At 74.7% G+C, this 2357-nt stretch carries 3 protein-coding genes; 1 reads left to right on the top strand and 2 read right to left on the bottom strand.

Annotated features, from left to right (window positions below):
• Both HW445_RS27265 and HW445_RS27260 read right to left on the bottom strand, forming a co-directional pair.
• A partial coding sequence (locus HW445_RS27265) for a molybdopterin-dependent oxidoreductase (RefSeq protein WP_180223535.1) occupies positions 1-630 on the bottom strand: 630 nt, incomplete at its 3' end.
• A 140-nt stretch (positions 631-770) separates the two neighbouring features.
• Entirely contained in the window at positions 771-1382 is a 612-nt protein-coding gene (locus tag HW445_RS27260; RefSeq protein WP_180223536.1) for a TetR/AcrR family transcriptional regulator, read from the bottom strand.
• A 105-nt stretch (positions 1383-1487) separates the two neighbouring features.
• Here HW445_RS27260 and HW445_RS27255 point away from each other — a divergent pair.
• Positions 1488-2357 (top strand): alpha/beta fold hydrolase (locus HW445_RS27255; protein ID WP_180223534.1); only part of this gene is annotated, 870 nt, incomplete at its 3' end.

Genomic DNA, 2357 nt, shown 5'->3' with positions numbered 1-2357 from the left:
GCGCGGGTCGATCACCGTGAGGGTGCCGCCGCGCCGGCGCAGCGCCTTGAGGCGGCCGGGGAAGTCGGGGGCGGTGCAGAGGCTGCCGTTGGACTCCATCGGGTTGGCGCCGACGATCAGCAGGTGGTCGGTGCGGTCGAGGTCGGGCACCGGGATGGCGTTGGGGTCGCCGTAGAGCAGCCCGCAGGAGACGTGCTTGGGCATCTGGTCGAGGGTGGAGGCGGTGAACAGGTTCCCGGTGCCGAGCGCGCCGAGCAGCAGGCGCGGGTAGAGGGCGCCGGCCACGGTGTGCACGTTGGGATTGCCGAGGACCACGCCGGCACCCTCGCCGCCGTGCCGGCCGAGCACCGGCGCCAGGCCCTCGGCGACGGCGGCGAACGCCTCCTCCCAGGTCGCCTCGCGCAGGACGCCCCCCGTGCGGACGAGGGGTGCGCGCAGCCGGTCGGGATCGGCGTCGAGCTGTCCGAAGGCGGCGCCCTTGGGACAGACGAAGCCCTGGCTGAAGACGTCGTCCCGGTCGCCCCGGGCGCCGGTCACCCGGCTCCCCTCCACGGTGAGCACCAGTCCGCAGGTGGCCTCGCAGAGCGGGCAGATCCGCAACGCGGTACGGGAGTTGACGGCCTCGGACATGACGTTCCTCCCGCAGCGACGACGACCCGGCGAGCATACCGACCGGTACGCCTGTCGGGGAGGGGTCCGCCCCGTCCGTTTCCGCCGGAGCGGTGCGCGGCGCGGCGGTCGCACCGGCCGGAACGCACGCGTCGGTCGCGCTACCCGGTCCGGCCGGTGAACACGCGGTCCAGGCGGTACCGGACGGCCGCCGCCGCGGAGGCCGCGTCACGCTGCCCCGCCAGCACGCTCGTGCCCAGCCCGGCCGACATGGCCAGCAGGCTCACCGCCTCCAGCCGCGCGTCCACCTCCGCGGGGATCCGGCCGTCCGCCTGCCCCTGGGTCAGCAGCCGGGAGACCGCGTCCTCCGCGGCGTCCGGGTCGCCGAGGAACGGCTGCCCGGCAAGCGTCTCGTCGGTCATCGCCAGGACCGCGTACGCGGTGTAGACGTGGTGGAAGACGCGGCCCTCCTCGTCCGAGGGCAGCGCGGCCAGCAGCAGCGCCTCGACGGTCTCCCGCGGCCCCGGCTCCCCGGGCAGGGCGGCGAGCCGGGCCGCCGTGCGGGCGGTGAACCGCTCGGTGAGCAGCCGCAGCCCGTGCAGCAGCAACTTCTCCTTGGTGTCGAAGTAGTACTGGACCAGCCGCAGGGAGACACCGGCCTCGGCCGCCACGTCACGCATCCCGACGGCGTGCAGACCCCGCCGGTGCGCGGCGCGCAGCAGCGCCTCGGTGATCTCGGTGCGCCTCTGGTCGTGATCCACGCGCCTGGGCATCGGCTGCTCCCACTCCTCGGCCTCCCGGACGACGTGATGGTACAGCCGTACCATGTTCGTGATACGTTCGTATCACGAAACTCGCACAACCCCCCGGAGGCCGTCGTGCCCAAGAGCACCGTCCGCACCCGCCCCGAGCTGGGTCACTACGTCGACGAGCGTCTGCGGGAGCGCTACTTCGCCGCCTGCGACGCCGCCTTCGCGCTCGGCGCTCCGGTCCTGGAGGAGCTGGACGTCGAGACCTCGTTCGCGACGACCCGCGTCCACCGCCACGGTCCCGCCGAGGGGGAGGCGGCGCGGCGGACCCCGGTGGTCCTGCTGCACGGCGCGGGCTCGTGTTCCGCCATGTGGTACACGGCCACCCCGGCGCTGAGCGCGGAGCGCCCGGTGTACGCCGTCGACACCCCGGGGGACGCCGGCCGCAGTGTGCAGCGCGAGCACATCCACCAGCCGGAGCGCTCGGCCCGGTGGCTGGACGAGACCCTGGCCGGTCTGGGGCTGGACCGGGTGCACCTGGTCGGTGCCTCGTACGGCGGCTGGCTCGCCCTGAACCAGGCCCGTCTGCGCCCGGAGCGCCTCGCCTCGGTGACCGCGCTCGATCCGGGCGGCCTGGAGAAGGTGGGGGCGCGCTTCTTCGTATGGATCTTCGCCGGTCTCTTCGCGAGCTTCGCGCCCCGCCGGCTCCGTCCGCGGCTGGCGACGTGGCTGGACCAGCCGGTGCTCGTCGTCCCCGAGCTGCGCGCCATGGCGCAGACCGGCGCCCGCGCCTGGCGCAACCGCAGGCCCGCACCGCTGCCGCTCACCGACGGCGAGCTGGCCTCCGTCCGGGTTCCCCTGCACATGGTGTTCGGCAGGCGCAGTCCGCTGCTGAACTCCCGGGTGCAGGCGGAGCGGGTCCCGCGCCTGGTCCCCGGCGCCCGGACGGTGGTCCTCGACGGCACCGGACACGGCCCCTGGATCGACCGGGCCGAGGAG

It is taken from the genome of Streptomyces sp. UH6 (genome assembly GCF_013421635.1).
GTDB classification, from domain to species: Bacteria; Actinomycetota; Actinomycetes; order Streptomycetales; family Streptomycetaceae; genus Streptomyces; species Streptomyces abyssomicinicus.
Note: the sequence above shows the minus strand (reverse complement) of the source record. Positions and strands in the feature narration are given on the sequence as shown.

Excerpts from the sequence above, each read along its gene's own strand:
- HW445_RS27260 (WP_180223536.1), bottom strand. The coding sequence starts at position 1,382 with ATGCCCAGGCGCGTGGATCACGACCAGAGGCGCACCGAGATCACCGAG.